The sequence below is a fragment of the Brevibacterium zhoupengii genome, from assembly GCF_021117425.1.
Lineage (GTDB): Bacteria > Actinomycetota > Actinomycetes > Actinomycetales > Brevibacteriaceae > Brevibacterium > Brevibacterium zhoupengii.
Genome location: NZ_CP088298.1, coordinates 3,861,579 through 3,881,065, shown reverse-complemented (window position 1 = coordinate 3,881,065; position 19,487 = coordinate 3,861,579). Strand labels below are relative to the sequence as shown.

Here is a 19,487-nt window from a genome sequence, read left to right as displayed (position 1 = left end):
CGTGAAACTGGCTGGGCGTATTGCTCCAGGGCAGTCCGGCTTAGCTCGCCGCCGCACTCAGCTTCTGCGACGCCGATCTTACCCGCCCCGTAGCAACGCACTCACCCCGCAGCTGAACCAGAAGAGCTCTTCGCGCTCGTGGACTTCACGAATGACCAGACCATCGCAGCGAAGACGATCGCCCAGACTGTTAGTGCGATCCAATACCACTGAGCGCCGATCCAGGAGATGATCGGCACATCGTCGACCTTGCCTACGTTCGTGCTCGCCACAGAGTACATCCCCAGTGGGAAGACCATGCTCCACAGCCCGGCCGAGTAGCCCAGGGGGAAGCGATGGCCGAAGTGTCGCCACAGGCCGGCGATGACTAGTGCTGGGATGAGCCAGGTCGAGATCGACCACAGGATCGCCGAGGCGCCCGCGATGATGACGGTCGTCGCCGCGAGGATCGGGGCAGTCCCACCCTCGAGGATCTTCGAACCTGCGACCACCGAGATCGCCAGTGCGCCCATCATCACCCAGTACGGAGCATCGAGGTCTTCCGGGCCGATGCGGTGGAGCAGCGCCCTCATCCCGACGAAGGCGGCACAGAGGAAGTAGAGCCCGATGCCGACGCTCCAGGCGATGACAGCGATGACGGCAAGTGCAGAGTTGAGGTTGATGCCAGACGCAGCCTCCGGGGTCGGCAGGTGCGCCATCAGCCCGGACGCGGCGACGGCAACAGATTGAGCCGCAACCACGCAGACGAACCAGGTGCCGTTGACCTGTGTGAGGATGGGTGATTTCGACGAGCCGAGCACGGCGGAGAACGGGATGAGGTAGCCCAGGATCAGCCAGGCAACGAGGCCGACGCTGAAGATTACGAGGGCAATGCGGAAGTGGGCTTGGCCTTCAAGAGCGGTGGCCAGGACATTGGTGGCTGCGACGAAGGTGAAGAATCCGAAGGCCTTCGACGGGTTGTGGAGATCGGCACGCAGCTCCTCGTTGTGCACGCAGGCACGCCAGATGACGAGCGAGAGGAAGAAGACGTAGAGGACTACGGCCAGCCAGAAAAGGATCGCCGCGAGTGCTGTCAGTCCCTTGAGGTGCGCGCCGACGGACATGATTCCCGTGGCCATGACAGACGCGAAACATCCCGGTGTGACCGTCCCTGGACTCAGCCCCCACCTTGTCTGCAGGTGTGCCAAGCTCGTCTGTCCATTGCTCATTTCTCCATTATCGACTTTTTGTGGGATTCGAGACATTCGCCGCATTTTGACGACGACAAGCAATTTCGGGCACTATAGTTACTTATGAGTAACTTGACCCGGCGTCAGGCGGAACGGCTTCGTACGAGCCAATGTGGCGTAACGTGCTTGGCAGCGGAGCGTGCCTGAACCGCGTTCCCAGCGTCAACGGCCAGCGCAATGGGTCGACACAGTCGCACACTTTGGGGGCAACAGGAATGCAGAGCACTTCACAGACGCTCGTCGATGAGACAGAACAGGCGGTCGGCCACGTCAGTCTTCGCGGATGGGGGCTGTCGGGAAAGCAGGGAGAGGTATTCTCCGGGCTCGACCTCGACGTCCCCCGCGGTTCGGTCGCCATCATCCAAGGTGCAGCCGGGTCCGGCAAGACATCCCTCCTGCTCTCGATCGCTGGACGCATGCGCGTGACTTCCGGCGAGGGCCATGTGGGCGAACTCGATATCCGCAAGCAGCCCCGCCTCGTCCGCGGGCAGGTGACAGTCGGCCACATCGCCGGTCTCACCGACCTCGAGAACGACTTCACACTCGCCCAGCACATCGCCGAACGGCTGATCATGCTCCAGCCCTGGTACAAACCCTGGGTCTCGAAGTCCTCCCTGCGCGAGGTTATCGACGTCATCCGCGAGACTTTCGCTTCCGCCACCGAGGTGATCGACCGCCTTCCTGAGGGTACCTTCTCCTCATCTGACGCCAAGGACGCCGATTTCCTCATCGATGACGAAGGCAAGGCCTTCGTCTCCGAACTCAGCGAGCTGCAGAAATTCCTCCTTGAGTTCGGTCTTGCCAGCCTCGCCCAGGCACCGGTCGTCGTCCTCGACAACATCGACTACCTACGCGAGCGCGAAGACCGTGCCCGCGCCTGGGCGGCCATCCTCATCTACCAGGAGCTGCGCAGCAAGCGCGATCCCGAGAATCCGCTCACGGTCATCGCGTCCTGCGAGGATTCCTCCGATGTCGACCTGGTCCTCGACGCGTTGTCCACGGAGGTCTCACCCACCTCGGTGAGCACACTGCAGCTCACCCAGCATCCCCGACACTGAGCCGCCGAACTCAGTCACCGAGGTGGGTGACCTGACCGTAGCCCGCTTCCACCAGCTTTTCGAATCTGTCAACGACAATAAGGTGCTTCTTCGATGTTCTCTCTGCCTTGGCTCGAACTCAGCCGCTTCAAACGGCATACGATCACCCGCCTGGCGATCATCGTCGTCGCGGTCATCCCCGCGATCTACGGTGGACTGTACCTGGCCTCGAACTGGGCTCCGACCGACAACCTCGACAAGCTCCAAGCAGCCGTGGTCAACACCGACGAAGGCGCAGAGAAGCCTGACTCCGACGGTGAGAAGCTCCAGGCAGGCGATGAGCTCGTCGACAAGATCACCCCCAAAGGTGAAGGCGGATTCGACTGGCAGGAGACATCACTGAAGGAGGCCAACGACGGCCTGGCCGAAGGCAAGTACTTCGCTGTCCTCGAGATCCCATCGAACTTCTCAGAACGATTGGTCTCAACAGGAGGGGACGATCCCGAGCAGGCAGGACTGAACCTGCGCACCGACGATGCGCACAATTTCATCGTCGGACAGATGGCAGGAACAATCCTCAACGAGATCAAATCGGGACTGAACGAGACCACAACGGCCGAATACGTCTCCGAGGTCTACCTTGGCTTCAACGACATCCACTCCTCGACGAAAAAGGCCGTCGACGGGGCGAGGCAGCTCAACGACGGTGCGACTGATCTCCACGACGGGTCAGGCCAGCTCTCCGACGGCGCGCATACCCTCGACAAGGGAGTCGGCACGTTGCAGACCGGCATCGGCGACCTCGACGAAGGGGCCGGTGAGCTGGAAAAGGGCAGCGGCGATCTGAAGACCGGCGCAGATAAGCTGGCGAAGAGCACGACCGAGGCGAAGAACGGTTCGAAAAAGGTCGCCGACGGTGCCGGGCAGGTCGCCGACGGAACGGGCCAGCTGCGCGACACCGCAGACGAGGCCACGGACAAGGCCGAGGACCTCAAAGACAAGGCCGACGACCTCGTCGAGGGAACACGCCCCAAGCTCACCCAGGCCGAAGATGACTTCGACTCGGCGCGGAACACGGTCAACGGTGATATGGACGACCGGGTCGCGCAGCTGCGCGAAGACTACCCAGATGACCCGAATGTGCAGAAACTCGCCGACGACATGGACAACCTCGGCGGGGATCTCGACAAAGCCCACGGGCGGGCATCGAAGGCCGCAGACGAGGCCAAGGATCTCGAGGACCCAGTCAAAGACGCCGTCGACGACGTCATGAAAAAGATCAGGGAGGCCGACAAGAAGATCGGCAAACTCGACGACGGTGCACAGAAGGTGGCCACCGGAGCCGATGACCTGCACTCCGGGCTGATCAAACTCGACGCCGGTGCAGGCGATCTGGCCAAAGGTGCCGGAGACCTCAACGACGGTGCCATCCAACTCAAAGACGGCACCGAGAAGGCCAAGACCGGTGTCGCCGACCTCAAGGACGGATCCTCACAGCTGGCCGACGGCGCCGACGAACTCGACAAGGGCGCGAAGAAGCTCGTCGACGGTTCGAAAGAACTCGCCGACAAGCTTGCCGACGGGCTCAAGCAGATCCCGACCTATGACAAGTCGGATCGTGAGAACCGCTCGGACGTCGTGGCGGTGCCCGTCGACGCCGAGAAGATCAAGGACAATGCCGTGGACGCCTACGGTGAAGGTCTCGCAGCATTCTTCGTGTCCCTCGCCCTGTGGATCGGCGGAATGATCACTTATATGGTCATCAATGCGATTCCGTATCGCGCGCTGATGTCATCGGCGAAATCCTCCCGCATCGCCTGGGCCGGCTACGTGCCCGGCATTCTGTTCGGTGTGGCTCAAGTGGCTGTGCTCTATGGGGTCCTCTCCTTCGCCCTCGACTTCTCCGCCGGCAGCTGGCTGTGGACGCTGCTGTTCTCGATCCTCGTCGCAGCCAGCTTCCATGCGGTCCATCAACTCTGCGTCGCGGCCTTGGGCGGTGTCGGCAGGCTGGTCGCGTTGGTCCTGCTCATGGTCCAGATCGCCTCAGCAGGAGGCACCTACCCGGTGCAGACGGCGCCGAGCATCTTCCAGATCATCTCGCCATTCCTGCCGATGACACACGCGGTCAACGGCCTGCGGACCCTGATCGCCGGCGGGGACATGTTCATCGCGGCACAGGCGGCGGTCGTTCTGCTGCTCATGACCGCGATCTGTCTGGTGGCGACCATGTTCGTCTGCGGCCGGAAGCGGATGGTGACGCTGACTCAGCTGCACCCGAGCCTGACGCTCTGAGCCTCGGCCCTCGCCGAGGCGGCCGTGCGTTGGCGCGCACCGCCACCTCGGCGAGGAAAGATGTTCACGAGGAGAGGCGTCTAGTCGTCATCGAAATATCGTAAGTACCGCTGCGGTTCATGGAGGAAGCGTCTCCAATGGTCGACCATGTCGAGCCGATCCCATGTGGATTCGCGCAGCCCCCATTCGCCGACCTCGACGAGCTTGGCCCCCTCGGCCCGGGCGAGGATGGGGGAGTGGGTGGCCATGATGGTCTGCAATCCTGCGCGATGTCGCTGTCGGATGAGCTGCAGCAGTGTCAGCGAGGCGGTGAAGGACAGTGCGCTCTCGGGTTCGTCGAGAACCCACAGCCCTAAGTCCATGAACTTCCCCGTCAGCATCTCGATGAACATCTCACCGTGTGATTGCTGCGAGTAGTGGTGGCCGCGACCGGCGCCGATCTCCATCAGGTAGGCCATGTTCTCGTGCATTGTTTCGGCGCGGAGGAAGAATGCGCCTCGCTTCGAAGCGGCACCGCGCACGATCTGCACGTGCTCGCTCAGCTCAGGAACCTCCTCGGCGTGGTCGCGCACTTCCCATCCCGTACCGCCACCGTGCGGGAGGTCGAGGGCGGTGGCCAGCGCTTCGATGAGCGTTGACTTGCCTGAGCCATTCTCACCGACGAAGACGGTGGTGCGCTCGAACTCGAAGCCGTCCAGACAGTCGCGCACAGCAGGAAGCTCACGCAGCCAAGGGCTGAGCTCTGGCGGAGAATGCGCATGTCTGGTCACCGACCGCAGCGGTAGATCTACCCGGGAATCCATGTGTCCGAATGTAGACGTCGGCACAGACATGGCATTTCTGGACAAGGGTGCCGAGGCGTCTGGCGTGCAGAAGTATCGCAGCAATCTGCTGGAGCGCTTGATCGCAGTGAATTTCACTCCCGACGCCGGCCAATAGACTGGCGACATGGACGAGCGAGCAATCGCGCTGCTGCGTGCGCGTGGGTGGAAGCCCGGCGAAATACTCGGCTCAGGCATGGAAGGCACGGTCGTCGACCTGTCTGCCGACGAAGTCGCCAAGGTCTGGCATGAACGACGTCCGGCAGACCTCGAACCGCTGCTGCGCTTCGGTTCGGCATTGGAGCAGTCGCCGATTCCGTTCCGTTGCTCTCGGACGATCGAGAGCCTCAGCGAGGACAGTCTCACAATTACCATCGAGCAGAAGGATACCGGTCGCCCTCTGCGTCTAGACGCCATGACGAACGCTCCGGTCGTGACCGATGAAGAGATCCGACTCATGAGCGAAGCATTGGCTGGACTGTCCCAAGCGGACGCCGGAGATCTGAGTGCCCTACCGATCCTTCCTGGTGAGGAACCGTTTCTCTGCACGAAGAGCTTCGGAGGCTCATTGGCGGATCTTGCTGGGCGGCGGTTCACAGCACGTCCAGAATTGCTGCGGCAGGCGATCGGCGATATCGACAAGATCTTTGAGACGCTTCTGCGAAGACTGCGAGACCTTCCCGATCCCGAATCGAAATGTCTGATTCACGGGGATCTCATCCCTGCCAACGTGCTGATCGAAGACGGCGAAGTCGCGGGAGTCGTGGATTTCGGGTTCCTGACCACTGTCGGCGACCCGCAGTTCGACGCGGCGATCGCTGCGAGCAGCTTCGACATGTACGGGCCGAACGCTCGTCGCTCCGAGAATGCCCTGAGCAAAGCCTTCAGCACTCGGTTCGGCCATGACCTCAGCGCCTATGGCCTGTATCGCGCGGCATACGCGGTGATCACAAACTCCTACTTCGCCACAGACAGCCAGGACGGTCACTTCCGGTGGTGTGCGCAGATGCTCAGACGCGAGGACGTCAGAGACGCAATAGCCAACCCCAGCAACTAACCCCTACCCGAACGCCAATCGAGCGGCCAAGATCACCAACACCACGGCGATGAGCACGTCGAGAACCTGCCACACACGTGGCCGGGCGAGGTAACGCGAGAGGCCACGGGCGCCGTAGCCGATGCCGAGGAACCAAGTCAGAGATCCGAGCATCGCCCCGATCGTGAACGGCAACGTTCCGCCGGGCCCCTGCTGATTCGCCAGATTGCCGAGCATGACGACGGTATCGAGGTAGACCCCAGGATTGAGGAACGTCAGCGCCAGGGTCGTTGCGATGATGGACTTCAGACTGCGTTGATGCGTATCCGCCTCCAGCCCTGATGCCTCACGCGCAGATTTCAGGCTGCCCCACGCGTACCAGAGCAGATAGGCCACACCCAGCCACCGCAGAATCTCCAGCGCCCACGGTGCCAATAGCACGATCGCACCGATGCCCACCGTGCCAGCCCCGATGAGCAGCACATCGGCGAGGATGCAGATCGTGAGCACCACGCCGAGATGCTCACGCCGAATTCCCTGCCGCAGGACAAGCGCATTCTGCGGACCGACGGCGATGATGAGCGACCAACCGGCGAGCGTTCCGCTGATGAGATGAGTGAGCACTCGAAAAGACTATGACGCGCAGGAAGATAAGAAAAACAACATAATCTTCATGTGATGCACAATTGCTTCATGAACATCGATCACGTCAAAGCGCTGGCCGCAGTCGTCGACGAGGGCACGGTCGAAGGCGGAGCCTTCATCCTGGGCGTCACACCATCGGCGACGAGTCAGCGCATCCGCACTCTCGAATCCCGCATCGGGCAGGTGCTCATTCGCCGCACGAACCCGATCACCGTCACCGAGGCGGGGGAGGCGGTCCTGAAATATGCGCGGGAGATCGAGCTCCTCGAGTCCGAAACCATGGACCGCCTGCACGGTATCGACATCGACGCTCCCGACGGCATCGGCAAGGACGCCTGTGCAGTGCCCGGCCAGAGAAGGCGAGTCCCGACGGTGCTGCGCATCGGTGTCAACGCCGATTCGCTCTCGACCTGGTTCCGCCCGATCTTCGCCGAGGTGGCCGGCTGGGACGATATCGTCATCCGCATCGAGGTCGCCGACCAAGACAAAGCCCTGCCGCTGCTGACGTCGGGCGAGGTGCTGGGCACCATCACCTCGGCGGCGGTCGGCGGTTACGGCACCCAAGTGCAGAAGCTCGGTTCGATGCGCTACGTCGCCGTCGCGACGAAGTGCCTGCTCGCGAAGTACGGTGCCGAGGTTGGGGGCGGATCATTCGCCGAGGTGGACCTCGGGTCCCTGCCCATGGTGAACTTCGGCAAGGACGATGACCTGCAGTTCACCTATCTCAGGCGCACTGGAGTGACGACGATTCCGCCGATGTCGGTGGTGCCCAGCTCGTGGGAATTTGCGGCCGCAGTCGAGGCAGGGGTCGGATGGGGGCTGATCCCCATCATGCAGCTGGGAGATCTCAGCAAGGACCTCGTGCCTCTCTCATCCGAACCGAACATCGACGTCGCGCTCTATTGGCACCATTGGAATCTCGCCTCGGAGAAGCTCGGCCGACTTACCGGAGCCCTCCACCGAGCCGCAGCTCAGATGCGCTGACGTTCGGCCTGGCCGGCAGGTTTACCGCTGAGCTCCAGGTGCCGGTTCGAGGACCTTCGCGATCATCCACCTGAGCTGATCCAGCGCGGCATCGACGGTGACGCGCTCGGGGGTCACGATCGAATGCAGAGCCAGCCCATCGAGCATGGTGAACAGAGCAACGGAGATGGAAGCCACCTCGGCGGGGTCGATATGACCCTCCTCGGACAGGATTCCGAGCCACCGATGCAGGCATTCATAGGTGAAGTCGTGGCCATACTCGAGGAGCCGGCGAGACACTTCGCGCCGGTCTGGGCCGAGTGCACTCAGGTGCATCGTGAACCACAGCTCGAGCTGCATATCGCGGTGCTCGTGTGTGGGGAGGAACTGCGCGCAGCACTCGAAGAGACGATCAGCTGGATCCAGCTCGGAATCAGAGATCGAGAAGTCTTTGACTGCCGTCTTCATCGAACCCCGGGCGATTGCTTCGTGCAGGTCAGCCTGGGTGGGGAAGTAGTGACGCAGCGTCGAGGCACCGATCCCGGCTTCCTTCGCGACTGCCCGCACGCTGAGGCTGGTCTGCCCGGGTGGGCCCTGCTCGGCCAGGCGGATTGCCGCAGAGATGATGTCATCGCGTCGTGACATTGCTGCTCCTCTCGGTCTCGCACTGCAGTGTACCTTCCTGTATAGTACAGCGTACTGGCACACTGTGCTAGAAAGTCGGGTTCCAGGTCTGAAATGGATCGTGGGGTCGGACGCATAACCTCGACCGTGACTCCGCCCTAGTGAAAATGGAGCCCCAGAATGATCGAATCCATCCAGAACTTCGCCGACTCGTTCCCCGACTGGCTGCAGTGGGCCGGGGTGCTGCTCGTCTCCGCGATCCCCTTCGTCGAGTCCTACTTCGGTGCCGTCATCGGCGTCGCCATCGGTCTGCACCCTGTCGTTGCGATCCTCGTGGCTGTCATCGGCAACGTGATCTCAATGCTCGCCTTCGTCTACGGTGCCGGGGCCATCCGCGACAAGGCAACGAAGAACAAGGGCGCTGAGCCTTCGCAGAAGCGCCAGAGGCTCAAGCGCATGTTCGACAAGTTCGGCGTCCCCGGAGTCTCCCTCCTCGGGCAGACACTGCTGCCGTCGCAGATCACCTCGATGGCCATGGTCGGATTCGGTGCCAATCGCAACGCCGTAGCCTTCTGGCAGATCATCTCGATCATCCTGTGGGGCGTGCTCTTCGGCGTCCTCGCCACCTTGGGCATCGAGCTCGCTCTGAGGTGATGCACCAGGGGCCGAGCGGACGGGCCAGGGGCTGAGCGGCTGCGTCAGTGCTCCCGCCTAGACTGGGTCCATGACGGAATCCACCCCGAGCACAGCGACCATCGAGGCCGACGAATTCGCCGTTCAGGCTCAGCGGATCCTTTCCGAGCTCACCGCGAATCCCGACGCTCAGTTCCGCGACGGCCAGCTCGAATCGATCCGCGACCTCGTGGTCGAGAAGAAGCGCGTCCTCGTGGTGCAGCGGACAGGATGGGGCAAGTCGGCTGTGTATTTCGTGGCAACCAGAATGCTGCGCGCGGCCGGTACCGGACCCAGTCTCATCATCTCCCCGCTTCTGGCCCTCATGCGCGACCAGATCGCAGCCGCCGAACGCGCCGGAGTGCGCGCGGCCAGCCTCAATTCCTCGAACGTCACCGAATGGGACACCGTCCTCGATGACCTCAGGGCAGGAAATCTCGACGTCCTTCTCGTCTCGCCCGAGAGGCTGAACAACCCGCAGTTCCGCGACGAGGTTCTGCCGCAGCTGCTGGCCTTCCTCGGCCTCATCGTCGTCGACGAAGCCCACTGCATCTCCGACTGGGGCCACGATTTCCGCCCCGACTACCGACGCATCGGACACATCCTGTCCGAACTTCCGGGCAACACCCCCGTCCTCGCCACGACAGCCACAGCCAACTCTCGGGTCGTCACCGACGTCGCAGAACAGCTCGGCCAGGACACCACCGTCGTCCGCGGCGAGCTCGCCCGCGACTCTCTCCGGCTCGGCGTCCAACCCGGGCTCGACGCAAGCGCACGCATCGCCTGGCTGTCTTCCCGCCTCGGTGATTTCACCGGTTCGGGAATCATCTACACACTCACGGTCAGCGCAGCGGAGGACATCACCCGAATCCTACGCGACCAGGGGCATGAGGTTCGTGCCTACACCGGCCGCACCGACGCTGAGGAGAGAGCCGAACTCGAGCAGCAGCTCAAGGACAACCGGATCAAGGCACTCGTGGCCACCTCGGCGTTGGGAATGGGCTTCGACAAACCGGACCTCGGCTTCGTCGTCCATGTTGGTGCTCCGTCCTCGGCCGTCGCCTACTACCAGCAGGTCGGTCGTGCCGGCCGCGCCACGGACTCCGCGGATGTCCTGCTCCTGCCCGGAGCCGAGGACCAGGAGATCTGGAACTACTTCGCCACCGCTTCGATGCCCAGCCAGACCGATGCCAACGCCGTGCTGCAGTCCCTCGCCGAGGCGGACGGCCCCCTGTCCGTGGCTCGCTTGGAGACGCTTGTCGGCACCAAACGCACCAGACTGCAGCTGCTGCTGAAGACCCTCGAGGTCGAGGACGCGGTGACCAAGATCAAGGGCGGATATGTCTCGACGGGCCGAGGCTGGACCTACGACCAGGAACGATACGAGAAGGTCGCTGCAGTGCGCGCGGCCGAAGCTCAGGCGATGCTTGACTACGAGTCCACTGGCGAATGCCGGATGGAATTCCTCATCCGCCAGCTCGACGACCCCGAACCCAAGCCCTGCGGACGCTGCGACAACTGTGCCGGAGCCTGGTGGTCTGCCGAGATCTCGGATGATAACAGGCAGGCCACGGTAGGCACTCTGCATCGCATCGGTCTTCCCCTTGACCCACGCAGCACCTGGCCCAGCGGTATGGCCAATATCGGCGTCCCGCTCAAGGGCCGTATTCCCGCGGGAGAGCTGGCCGCCGAAGGACGAGCCATCGCCCGGCTCAGCGACCTGGGGCAGGGTCAGACCCTGCGATCCTTCCTCGCTCCGGACGCTCCCGATGCCGAAGTACCCGCGCAGATCGGCAAATGGTGCCTTGAGGTGCTGGCCCAATGGGACTGGGAGATCCGCCCCGAAGTCGTTGTCTCGGTGCCCAGTGCGCGCAGGCCTGCGACAGTGAGATCGTTGGCGGCGAATCTGGCTTCAGTTGGCAGGCTTATCGATGGGGGAGAGCTGTTGCAGGTCCATGACCATGGCAGCCCCGAGGTCAACAGTGCCTTCCGAGTGAAGGATCTCTACGATGCCTTCGTCGTCCCGCCCGAGGTCGAAGAGGCAGTGGCCGGGAAAGCGGTGCTCCTCGTCGACGATGAGGTGGTCTCTCGTTGGACGATGGCGATCGGGGCGCGACTGCTGCGACAGGCGGGAGCAACAGCGGTGCTGCCATTCGCACTCGCACTGCGCGCCTGACGATCAGTGCCTTGAAGTCGTGACTCGAGGTACCCAGTGCGCCTGAAGTCAGCCTGCCGCGCGCATGTCCTTGACCAGCTTCGGCGTCCTCCAGCGACCGATCTCTGAGGCCCACTGCGTCCACGGATAGGAAAGCCGGACGAGGTAGTAGTTGACGTACTCGGCGATTCCGAACGCCCACACGACGATGACGACCACAGCCGCCATCTGCGTCGATGGAAGGTTGGCGATCACTCCTGCCAACCCGACGAGCAGGACCAACGGGTTGATGATCCGCAACCCACGGAATATCCGTGCAAGCTGCAACGGCATTCGACCGGGCACGATCCATGTCCGCGCGAGCAGCCAATAGACCCCTGCCTGGATGAGAACGAATTCCAGCGGAACGAGGGCGAACCACAATGCCGCGCCCGCTCCCGCAGAGTCGAGTCGCTGCTGCAAGACGAAGGCGGCCGCCGCAAACGCTGCGACGGCCGCCAGCTCGCCAAGTCCCAGGCTCAGATACTTCCGCCTCAGCCTGGAGAAGCGATCTCTCACGGATTCTGCTGGAGCTGGAAGGTTGCCCCTTCCGGATCGGTGACGGTGGCGATGCGACCATAGGGCGAATCCTCGGGGCCTGCGAGCACCTTGCCGCCGAGCTCGGCCACCCGTGCTGCGGTGGCATCGGTGTCCTCGACATTGATGTAGTCACGCCAGAAGGAGACCTGTGTCCATTCGCTGGCGTCGCAGATGCCGGCCACGGCATTCTCCTCGGCGCCATGGGTCGAATAGGGGAACCCCTCCATCGCCACGATGTCGAAGGAGAAGACGCTGCGGTAGAACTCCTGAGCGACAGGATAGTTCAGTGTCATGAGCTCGAACCACACTGGAGTTCCGGGCGTGAGCGGGGTGTCGAACCCGGTGAAATCGCCCGGCTGCCACATGCCCACACCCGCACCCGTGGGATCGGTGATGACTGCCATCTGCCCCAGCGGTCCGACGGACATGGGCTCGGCTATGGGAGCCGCGCCGGCGGTGAGTGCCGCTGCGTAGGTGTTGGCGATGTCGCTGGTGTGGAGGTAGGTCGTCCACATCGCCGGAATCATCGGGTTCGGCGTGCCGTCCATATTCACGGCACGCATCGCACCGCCGACCGCGGCTCCGTCCTTTGTGATCATGTTGTAGTGGCCGAAGTCAGGTCCCTGATCCTCGAACTCCCACCCGAAGATCTCGGCGTAGAACTTCGTTGTGGACTCGAATTCGTGGCAGGTGTAATCGATCCAGACGGGCTGTCCTTCACGGATATTCTCAGGCATTGCGGCTCCTCATCATTGCGGTTGGCGATCTGCTGGTGATTGCTTTCGGTGGCCGCGGAAACAGCGGCTGATATCAGTGCCAGTTCCTGGTGAAGTCGGCGAAGTAGGCTCGCATGGTCGCCTGCAGCAGTGGGCCGAAGGTCACACGACTCACTCCGAGATCCTGCAGCTGGGAGAGATCGAGTTCATCGGGAACAGCCCCCTTGACAGGGTGGGCCGTGACATTGAGCGGCAGCGTCACCTGAGACAAGATCGTCTTGAGAGTGTCCGTGTTCGGCAACCTGACGGGGTAGACGGAATCGGCACCCGCTTCGGCACAGAGATTGAGACGATGGATCACCTCGGCGGTGGGGTCCTCGAACTGATCGGGGTTCTTGAATACGTCGGTGCGGGCATTGATGACCACATGCACACGCTGCGCATCGGCGGCCCGGCGAAGATCACCAATGTATTCGGCATGTTCCTCGGCAGTGCGCATCCGACCCTCGCTGTGCACCGTGTCCTCGATGTTCACGCCCACTGCGCCCGCTTCGAGGAGTCCGGCAATGAGGTCCGGCGCCGAGGTGTCGTAGCCGGATTCCAGGTCAGCAGAGACCGGCACGTCCACAGCCCCGCACACACGGGCGATGCCCGCCAACGCCTGACTCAGGCTCATCGCCTCACCGTCCGCGGCCCCTAAGGAGTCGGCGAGCGGATGGGAGCCGATGCTCAAGGCCTCGAAGCCGGCTTCGACCATCGCGTGAGCCGACCAGGCGTCCCACACCGTCGGCAGAACGAGGGGGCGATTCTGCTGGTGGGCTTCGAGCAGAGTGGAGGCGCGTTCGGCAAGAACAGAGAAATCGGTCATGTCCAACACTGTGGCACCGAATGATGGCTACGATCCAGTAACCTGGCGCTTTCACCCGAAGGTTTCAGACTTATTCACCGTGCATGGACTGCCGGTTTCACCGCCTCGACGCGATCACAGCCTCGGCGTCCGCGGTGGCTCCTCACGTCGGTCACCGGTGGCTTCGAAGGCCGCAGCGAGTTCGATGAGCTTCGTGTCATCCCAGCCACGGCCTGAAATCGTCAGCCCGACGGGAATTCCGGTGTCGGTCATCGTGCCCATCGGCACCGTCACCGAGGGGATGCCCAGATGCCGTGGAACCAGGTTGCCGTTGGCGACCCAGGTGCCGTTGCGCCAGCCCAGATCGGCCGAGGCTTCGTTGACATCCATATCGGCCGGTCCCACGTCGGCCATCGCCGGGTAGACGACGGCGTCGAGTTCGTTGGCGTCCATCCACTCTTCGAGGTCGATCCGTCGCGTGACCTCGAGGCCACGAATACCGTCTTCGAGTTCGGGAATCTCCGTCACCGAGGCATAGGGGCAGTCCCTGGCCAGTTGCGGGTATTCGGCGATGTCGTCGTCGAATCCGGTGTAGCGGTCCGGCAGGGCACCCTTCGGGTGGGGGAAGATCTTCGTCCCGTCCACCTCGGCGAGGGAAGACAGCTTCGGGTCACCGTTGGCGGCGAGGAAATCGTCCCAGGCCCACGCGGAGAGATCATTGATCTCGCGATCGAGGTAGTCGGCGCTGACGATGCCGCGCGTCTTGATGGTCGGAGCACCAGGACGATCGCCTTCGTAGTTGCTCACGACAGGGAAGTCGGTCTCGACCACCACAGCGCCGGCGGCCTCAAGGTCACGGCGGGCGGCCTCCCAGGCCGCGATCACCGAAGCCCGGGTCTCGACCCGCTGCCCCGTCGGTCCGCCGATCCCGCCCGCGGGGTTCGTGCCGGCCTCGGGGTCCGCGTTGATGTACATCTTCGGGACGCCGAAGCGTTTGCCAGCCAGAGTTGAGCGAGCCGCCTCGGCATCGGTTGGAAGCAGCGTGGCATAGGAATCGGGACGGACGGCAGAAGCGGCGGGAATCTCGACCCAGGGCTGGACTCGCCAGAAGTCGCCGCGAGCCTCGGTGTCGTCGGCGACGATGATGTCGAGAACCTCGCACAGGTCGGCCATCGACCGAGTGTGGGGGACGACGACGTCCATCGTGGGCACCAGGGACCAGTTGCCGCGCACCGAGATGACTCCGCGAGACGGGGTATAGGCGATGAGTGCGTTGTGTGAGGCGGGGGCGCGGCCCGAGGACCAGGTCTCCTCGCCGAGACCGAAGGCGGCGAAGCTCGCGGCCGTCGCAGTCCCGGAGCCGTTCGAGGAGCCGGAGGCGAAGGCGCTGGTCAGCCACTGCGCGTTATAGGGGCTTTCGGCGCGGCCGTAGAGGCCACGCTGCATGCCGCCGTTGGCCATCGGCGGCATGTTGGTCAGCCCCAGGCAGATGGCCCCAGCATCGCGGAGGCGTTCGATGGTGAAGGCATCCTTCTGCGCGATGAGCTCGGCGAAGGCGGGGGATCCGGCGGCGACACTCAGCCCGGTGACCATGTAGCTGTCTTTGGCCGTGTACGGGATCCCGTCGAGGGGTCCTCGCCTCTGTCCCTGGGCGCGTCGCTCGTCGGCTGCGGCCGCCTCGGCGAGGGCTTCTGGGTTGGACACGATCACGGAGTTGAGGCGGGTATCGGTCTCGGGACCGTCGTAGGCGGCGATGCGCGCCTGATAGGCCTCGACGAGCCCCACCGAGGTGGTCGACCCGTCCTCGAGAGCCTGGCGCAGTGAGGCGATGGATGCTTCGACAACATCGAACTTCGTCATTCTCGATTCCTCCGTGCAGATCCGGTGCGTACGGGCGCCTTCGCCGGGTCGACGATGCCCCGCTGAATGCAGCCCGCAATGAACTGGTGATGCCTCACAGTATTGCTCACCAGGACCGGAAATGTCGTGCGAATCCCGTTGCCGATGACGTCCTTGCGACTTCGATCGTGAGGTCCGCCCGCCTTCGACCATGATGTCTGCCCGGATAGGATCGGGGCATGTCGATCAGAGCGATCATACTCAGCGGCGGCCGCTCGAACCGCTTCGGCGGCGTCCACAAACCCGCCGTCGAGCTGGGTGGAGCCACCGTGATCTCCCGCATCCTCAGCGCAGTGCGCACTGCCGCCCCCGCCGCCGAGGTGTGGGTGGCCGGGCCATGTGATGGACTGTCTGAGGCGGAGCAGGAATCCGTGCATTCCGTTGTTGAGGAGCCGGCCTTCGCCGGGCCTCTGGCCGGGATCGCAGCGGTATGTGCCGCGGTTCGAGACGCGTCCTCGGCAGCGCCTGCGGGAGTAACCTTGGTGCTGGCAGGGGACATGCCGCTGATCACTGCCGACCACCTCGGCGATCTGATCGAAGCCTGTCAACGGACGGGGGCTCCAGCTGCCGGGACCGACGACCGGGGGAAGACGCAGTTCCTGTGTGCCGCATGGCCGACACATCTGCTGCTCTCGCGCCTGGACGACATCGGCGATCCTACCAACGGCGCGGTGAAATGGCTGTTTTCCGGGCTCGAACCCAGTCTCGTCGACGTGGAACCGGGCGTGGTCACAGACTTCGACACGGCCGAGGACCTCGACCGCATCCATACGCGCATCGACGACGATGCTTCCTCGACCGGCGAAGCCGCCTCGACGCAATGAAGCATCGAGGCGGCATCGGTCGCGAACGGAGCCTACGGGCTCAGTCGTCGGCGCGCTGCGTCTGTTCGATGGCCTCGACGGACTCCGCGGGACTCAGCCGGCAGCTGATGCCGACGTAGAAGACGACGACCGAGAAGATCACGGTCACGACCTCGCCCCAGATGAAGCCCATGATGTCGAGTCCACCGCCGTAGTGGCCGATGAGACTGAGTATGACCAAACCGACCATCCACAGGATCATCCACCAACCCGAGCGCATCTTCAGGTCCGGAAGACGTGCCTTGTCCTTGGCGAAGATGTGGTGGAGGATCATGACGACGTAGCCGATGGCCACGGCCAGGAAGAGCTTCCAATTCGTCTCCCACCCTGTCCAGTACACGATGAGGTTCGCGCAGATGAAGCCGATGATCGGCAGCACATCATTGCCGGGCAGTTTGAACGGACGCTCTTGATCGGGCAACTGACGGCGCAGTGCGGCCACGACCACCGGGCCTGTAGCGAACGAGAGCACGGTCCCCGAGGTGATGAAACCGACCAGCTTCGCCCATGAGGGGAACGGCAGGAACATGATGCAGGAGACGATGAACACCACGAGCAGCGAGATCCAGGGAACGCCGTGCTTGTTGAGCTTGGCCAGGGCGCGGGGTGCGTTGCCCACCTTCGCCTGCGAATAGGACAGACGTGGAGCCAACGCAGTGTAGATCAGGCCGGTGTCGGCGGGGGAGATGATCGCATCACCGTAGAGGATGACGGCCAACCACACGGCACCCAGCAGCAGTGAGATCTCCGCGAGAGGTCCGGCATCGTTGGTGAAGGCAAGCTTCGCCCAGCCGCCGTCGAGGAGATCCGAGGGCAGCGCGCCGATGAAGGCGGCCTGCAGTGCGATGTAGATGACGCCGGTGACGAGAATCGAACCGACGACTGCGAAGGGAACGTTCTTCTGCGGGTTCGTCGTCTCGCCGGCGAACTCGACGCCCTGACGGAAGCCGAGATAGGAGAAGACGATGCCGGCAGCGGGAAGGGCTGCGAAGATCGGTCCGATTCCATTGGGAGCGAAACCACCGAACTGCTGGCTGACGAAGTGACCGGGATTGAACGAGAGGGCGAAGAACACGACGATGACCAACAGGATGACGGCGAGCTTCCACCACACGAGGACGTTGTTGAACCGTGCGAAGAGCTGGACTCCGTAGAGGTTGATGAAACTGAAGACCAGCATCAGAGCAATGCTCACAGCAATGCCCGGGCCGGTGAGGACAGCGACGTCGTCAACCGTGTGCATCAGCCATGGAAGATAGCTCGAAGCATACTGAACGGCCGCCATGACCTCGATGGGCACAGTCGCGGCCACAGAGAGCCAAGTGATCCAGCCGCTGGTGAAGCTTGCGAATGAGCCGAAGGAGAAGTGGGGGAAGCGGATGACGCCACCGGCGACGGGGAACATCACGCCGAGCTCCGCATAGTTCAGAGCCACGAAGATCATCATGACCGCGCCCAGCGCCCAGGAGATGAGTGATGCGGGACCGACCATCACCGAGGCGTTGAACGCACCGAAGAGCCAGCCGGAACCGATGATCGAACCGACACCGGTGAAGAGGAGGCCGATCTTCCCGATGTCTCTCTTGAGCCCCTTATCGGCCCGGACCTCGACCTTCGTTGGTTGTCCGGATGCCGGGGGAATGATTGTGGACATCATTGCCCTTTCGATTGTTCCTAACAGCTTTCAACTGTTGAAGTTTGCGCCTTTCGAATAGGTGATGTCAATCACGCTGAACGTGATTTACAGGCTTCTCGAGAACCTTTATATACATCATGTGACCAGCGTCGATACTCAGATTTCTGTGCAATGTCAGAAAATTCTGTCGATTGGATCCAAAGCTCGGGCGGGTCGCTGAGTTGCTCTTAGCAATGACCGGAAGTTATTGAATGCTGTGTTGTCACATTGGATCCAATTGCGTGCGAAATTCTCAGGAAGCAATTCTCCATTCCGAGGCGGTTTGGTGTGAGGCGGCAGTGGATTGCAGTTTGGTTGCAATCGGTGCGGCGTGTCTTCACTCGGGAGCCACCACATGGCCCTGAGTGCATAGTCGCATGACCCCGGGTGCGTTATCGCAGAGTGTGAAGGCGACTATGCTTCACCGCAGGGGGCAGACTCCGGCAGGCGGATGTCAGCAGACTGATGTCAGAGGGTGCGTGTCCGAAGGCGGGCGCCTGCCCGCGAGCGGACATCGCGTGAGCACCGCGATCGATGAAGGGAAGTCGAGCTGTGACGCATGATCAGGCGGCCAGCGCCAGAATTGCGGCCGAGCTGAGGTCGCGGATCATTCAGGGCATTCTGGTTCCCGGGACCAGGATCAGGCAGGAGGAGATCGCCGAGGAGTTCGGTGTGAGCAGGCTGCCGATCAGAGAGACTCTGCGCATCCTCGAATCCTCCGGACTGGTCACCCTCGTGGCATCGACCGGAGCGTGGGTCTCCACGCTCGATCTCAACGAGTGCCGGGAAATCTACCTGATGCGGGAACGGCTGGAGCCCCTGCTGCTGAGAATGGCGATGCCTACGCACACGGCGGAGTCATACATCGAGTTCGAAGCCTGCGCCCAGCGAGTGGAAGCGGCAATCGAGCCCGGTGAGTTCCTCGAGCGCGATCATGACTTCCACCGAGCGTTGATGTCGGGTCCTGCGACGATCAGACTCCACGACACGGTTGATCACCTGTGGAACCTCACCCACTATTACCGCAGACAGCTGCTGGCGCCGAACGCAGGCACCCGGCGCTCCCGACGAGAAGACATCTTTGCCGAGCACCGCATGATCCTCCGGGCCGTCGTCGACGGCGACATCGAATCCGCCGAAGCGATGCTGGCGTTGCATATCCGCCACACCAGAAAGCTCGTCGAGCTCTACCCTGAGATCTTCACGCACAGCATTGCCGGCAGGCCCAAACGCCCAGGCTGATCTGCTCAGCCCTGACGTGCCTTGAATCGGGGGTTGAGCTTGTTGATGACATAGACGCGGCCACGCCGACGCACGACCTGTGAACCTGGCTGCTTCTTGATCGAGCGCAGGGAATTGCGAACCTTCACGACTGATCTCCTTAATGAGAATGAGTATTGTTAGTCTTAACAATAGATTCTTTAGAGGAAGGAT

At 62.7% G+C, this 19,487-nt stretch carries 18 protein-coding genes; 8 read left to right on the top strand and 10 right to left on the bottom strand.

Annotated features, from left to right (window positions below):
* Nucleotides 1-101: 101 nt before the first annotated feature.
* Complete coding sequence (locus LQ788_RS17595) at nt 102-1,208, bottom strand: tellurite resistance/C4-dicarboxylate transporter family protein (RefSeq protein ID WP_231443225.1); 1,107 nt, start codon at nt 1,206-1,208, stop codon at nt 102-104.
* Between the two features lie 236 nt (nt 1,209-1,444).
* Here LQ788_RS17595 and LQ788_RS17590 point away from each other — a divergent pair, with 236 nt between their 5' ends.
* Nucleotides 1,445-2,287, top strand: a complete 843-nt coding sequence (locus LQ788_RS17590) for an ATP-binding cassette domain-containing protein (protein ID WP_231443224.1) — start codon at nt 1,445-1,447, stop codon at nt 2,285-2,287.
* Nucleotides 2,288-2,380: 93 nt separating this feature from the next.
* Nucleotides 2,381-4,558 (top strand): YhgE/Pip domain-containing protein, encoded by a 2,178-nt coding sequence (locus LQ788_RS17585; RefSeq protein WP_231443222.1) that lies wholly within the window; start codon nt 2,381-2,383, stop codon nt 4,556-4,558.
* Between the two features lie 80 nt (nt 4,559-4,638).
* On the opposite strand, the gene LQ788_RS17580 is transcribed toward LQ788_RS17585, so the two are convergent.
* Complete coding sequence (locus tag LQ788_RS17580) at nt 4,639-5,361, bottom strand: AAA family ATPase (protein WP_231443220.1); 723 nt, start codon at nt 5,359-5,361, stop codon at nt 4,639-4,641.
* A 145-nt stretch (nt 5,362-5,506) separates the two neighbouring features.
* On the opposite strand from LQ788_RS17580, the gene LQ788_RS17575 reads away from it, so the two are divergent.
* Complete coding sequence (locus LQ788_RS17575; RefSeq protein WP_231443218.1) at nt 5,507-6,436, top strand: aminoglycoside phosphotransferase family protein; 930 nt, start codon at nt 5,507-5,509, stop codon at nt 6,434-6,436.
* Between the two features lie 3 nt (nt 6,437-6,439).
* Here LQ788_RS17575 and LQ788_RS17570 read toward each other — a convergent pair whose 3' ends face one another.
* Nucleotides 6,440-7,039, bottom strand: coding sequence for a LysE/ArgO family amino acid transporter (locus LQ788_RS17570; protein WP_231443217.1), 600 nt, complete (start codon nt 7,037-7,039; stop codon nt 6,440-6,442).
* A gap of 69 nt (nt 7,040-7,108) precedes the next feature.
* On the opposite strand from LQ788_RS17570, the gene LQ788_RS17565 reads away from it, so the two are divergent.
* On the top strand, nt 7,109-8,044 hold the full coding sequence (locus LQ788_RS17565; protein ID WP_231443216.1) for an ArgP/LysG family DNA-binding transcriptional regulator: 936 nt from the start codon (nt 7,109-7,111) through the stop codon (nt 8,042-8,044).
* 21 nt (nt 8,045-8,065) lie between these two features.
* On the opposite strand, the gene LQ788_RS17560 is transcribed toward LQ788_RS17565, so the two are convergent.
* The gene (locus LQ788_RS17560) at nt 8,066-8,668 is read right to left on the bottom strand and encodes a TetR/AcrR family transcriptional regulator (protein WP_231443215.1); all 603 of its coding nucleotides are present in this window, start codon (nt 8,666-8,668) and stop codon (nt 8,066-8,068) included.
* A 159-nt stretch (nt 8,669-8,827) separates the two neighbouring features.
* On the opposite strand from LQ788_RS17560, the gene LQ788_RS17555 reads away from it, so the two are divergent.
* Complete coding sequence (locus tag LQ788_RS17555; protein WP_231443213.1) at nt 8,828-9,301, top strand: hypothetical protein; 474 nt, start codon at nt 8,828-8,830, stop codon at nt 9,299-9,301.
* Nucleotides 9,302-9,371: 70 nt separating this feature from the next.
* Nucleotides 9,372-11,495 carry a RecQ family ATP-dependent DNA helicase gene (locus LQ788_RS17550; RefSeq protein ID WP_231443211.1) on the top strand — a complete coding sequence of 708 codons (2,124 nt, stop codon included), beginning with the start codon at nt 9,372-9,374 and terminating at the stop codon, nt 11,493-11,495.
* Between the two features lie 48 nt (nt 11,496-11,543).
* On the opposite strand, the gene LQ788_RS17545 is transcribed toward LQ788_RS17550, so the two are convergent.
* The 4 genes from LQ788_RS17545 to LQ788_RS17530 all read right to left on the bottom strand — a co-directional run bounded on the left by LQ788_RS17545 (nt 11,544) and on the right by LQ788_RS17530 (nt 15,476).
* Complete coding sequence (locus LQ788_RS17545; RefSeq protein WP_231443209.1) at nt 11,544-12,032, bottom strand: hypothetical protein; 489 nt, start codon at nt 12,030-12,032, stop codon at nt 11,544-11,546.
* Nucleotides 12,029-12,790 (bottom strand): VOC family protein, encoded by a 762-nt coding sequence (locus LQ788_RS17540; RefSeq protein ID WP_231443208.1) that lies wholly within the window; start codon nt 12,788-12,790, stop codon nt 12,029-12,031. Before LQ788_RS17540 ends, LQ788_RS17545 begins: the two co-directional genes overlap by 4 nt.
* Nucleotides 12,791-12,863: 73 nt before the next feature.
* On the bottom strand, nt 12,864-13,637 hold the full coding sequence (locus LQ788_RS17535) for an isocitrate lyase/PEP mutase family protein (RefSeq protein ID WP_231443206.1): 774 nt from the start codon (nt 13,635-13,637) through the stop codon (nt 12,864-12,866).
* A gap of 114 nt (nt 13,638-13,751) precedes the next feature.
* Nucleotides 13,752-15,476 carry an amidase gene (locus tag LQ788_RS17530; RefSeq protein WP_231443204.1) on the bottom strand — a complete coding sequence of 575 codons (1,725 nt, stop codon included), beginning with the start codon at nt 15,474-15,476 and terminating at the stop codon, nt 13,752-13,754.
* Between the two features lie 218 nt (nt 15,477-15,694).
* Here LQ788_RS17530 and mobA point away from each other — a divergent pair, with 218 nt between their 5' ends.
* Nucleotides 15,695-16,339: a molybdenum cofactor guanylyltransferase gene (mobA, locus tag LQ788_RS17525; RefSeq protein ID WP_231443202.1), complete on the top strand. Its 645-nt coding sequence runs from the start codon at nt 15,695-15,697 to the stop codon at nt 16,337-16,339.
* Between the two features lie 40 nt (nt 16,340-16,379).
* Here the strand turns inward: mobA and LQ788_RS17520 are convergent, their stop codons facing one another.
* The gene (locus LQ788_RS17520) at nt 16,380-18,035 is read right to left on the bottom strand and encodes an APC family permease (protein ID WP_231443200.1); all 1,656 of its coding nucleotides are present in this window, start codon (nt 18,033-18,035) and stop codon (nt 16,380-16,382) included.
* Nucleotides 18,036-18,605: 570 nt separating this feature from the next.
* Between LQ788_RS17520 and LQ788_RS17515 the strand changes: the two genes are divergently transcribed.
* Complete coding sequence (locus LQ788_RS17515) at nt 18,606-19,295, top strand: GntR family transcriptional regulator (protein ID WP_231443198.1); 690 nt, start codon at nt 18,606-18,608, stop codon at nt 19,293-19,295.
* Between the two features lie 5 nt (nt 19,296-19,300).
* Here LQ788_RS17515 and ykgO read toward each other — a convergent pair whose 3' ends face one another.
* Nucleotides 19,301-19,423 carry a type B 50S ribosomal protein L36 gene (ykgO, locus tag LQ788_RS17510; protein ID WP_101620703.1) on the bottom strand — a complete coding sequence of 41 codons (123 nt, stop codon included), beginning with the start codon at nt 19,421-19,423 and terminating at the stop codon, nt 19,301-19,303.
* Nucleotides 19,424-19,487: the final 64 nt, after the last annotated feature.

What these genes read in the sequence shown, in the direction of transcription:
- LQ788_RS17520 (WP_231443200.1), bottom strand. Translation starts at nt 18,035, where the DNA reads ATGATGTCCACAATCATTCCCCCGGCATCCGGACAACCAACGAAGGTC.
- LQ788_RS17560 (WP_231443215.1), bottom strand. Translation starts at nt 8,668, where the DNA reads ATGTCACGACGCGATGACATCATCTCTGCGGCAATCCGCCTGGCCGAG.
- LQ788_RS17535 (WP_231443206.1), bottom strand. Translation starts at nt 13,637, where the DNA reads ATGACCGATTTCTCTGTTCTTGCCGAACGCGCCTCCACTCTGCTCGAA.
- LQ788_RS17565 (WP_231443216.1), top strand. Translation starts at nt 7,109, where the DNA reads ATGAACATCGATCACGTCAAAGCGCTGGCCGCAGTCGTCGACGAGGGC.
- LQ788_RS17595 (WP_231443225.1), bottom strand. Translation starts at nt 1,208, where the DNA reads ATGAGCAATGGACAGACGAGCTTGGCACACCTGCAGACAAGGTGGGGG.
- LQ788_RS17530 (WP_231443204.1), bottom strand. Translation starts at nt 15,476, where the DNA reads ATGACGAAGTTCGATGTTGTCGAAGCATCCATCGCCTCACTGCGCCAG.
- LQ788_RS17580 (WP_231443220.1), bottom strand. Translation starts at nt 5,361, where the DNA reads ATGGATTCCCGGGTAGATCTACCGCTGCGGTCGGTGACCAGACATGCG.
- LQ788_RS17575 (WP_231443218.1), top strand. Translation starts at nt 5,507, where the DNA reads ATGGACGAGCGAGCAATCGCGCTGCTGCGTGCGCGTGGGTGGAAGCCC.
- LQ788_RS17555 (WP_231443213.1), top strand. Translation starts at nt 8,828, where the DNA reads ATGATCGAATCCATCCAGAACTTCGCCGACTCGTTCCCCGACTGGCTG.
- LQ788_RS17585 (WP_231443222.1), top strand. Translation starts at nt 2,381, where the DNA reads ATGTTCTCTCTGCCTTGGCTCGAACTCAGCCGCTTCAAACGGCATACG.
- LQ788_RS17550 (WP_231443211.1), top strand. Translation starts at nt 9,372, where the DNA reads ATGACGGAATCCACCCCGAGCACAGCGACCATCGAGGCCGACGAATTC.
- LQ788_RS17540 (WP_231443208.1), bottom strand. Translation starts at nt 12,790, where the DNA reads ATGCCTGAGAATATCCGTGAAGGACAGCCCGTCTGGATCGATTACACC.
- LQ788_RS17590 (WP_231443224.1), top strand. Translation starts at nt 1,445, where the DNA reads ATGCAGAGCACTTCACAGACGCTCGTCGATGAGACAGAACAGGCGGTC.
- mobA (WP_231443202.1), top strand. Translation starts at nt 15,695, where the DNA reads ATGTCGATCAGAGCGATCATACTCAGCGGCGGCCGCTCGAACCGCTTC.